The sequence below is a fragment of the Aeromonas piscicola genome, assembly GCF_000820005.1.
Taxonomy (GTDB): Bacteria; Pseudomonadota; Gammaproteobacteria; order Enterobacterales; family Aeromonadaceae; genus Aeromonas; species Aeromonas piscicola.
This window is the reverse complement of the sequence record NZ_CDBL01000048.1, coordinates 24988-25225: the sequence shown is the minus strand read 5'-3', so window position 1 is coordinate 25225 and position 238 is coordinate 24988. Positions and strand designations below refer to the sequence as shown.

General features: G+C 66.8%; 1 protein-coding gene. It reads right to left on the bottom strand.

All coding sequences use genetic code 11. The features are described from left to right. On the bottom strand, nucleotides 1-238 hold a 238-nt coding region (locus BN1128_RS10425; protein ID WP_156140183.1), incomplete at both ends, for an ATP-binding cassette domain-containing protein.

The following is a 238-nucleotide window of genomic DNA, read 5'->3' as shown; positions in this document are numbered from 1 at the left end:
GGCTGCTGCCAGCGCCGTGGAGAGCGCCAGCTCGGTCTGTGAATCCACGCTGGCGGTGGCTTCATCCAGGATGAGGATGCGCGGATCTCCCACCAGGGCGCGTGCGAAGGAGAGCAACTGCCGCTGACCGGCGGAGAGGTTCTTGCCCCCCTCCTCCATCAGGGTACTCAGCCCATCCGGCAGGCTCAGCACGAAGTCTGCCAGCTGTACCTCGGTCAATGCCTGCCAGAGGCGGGCC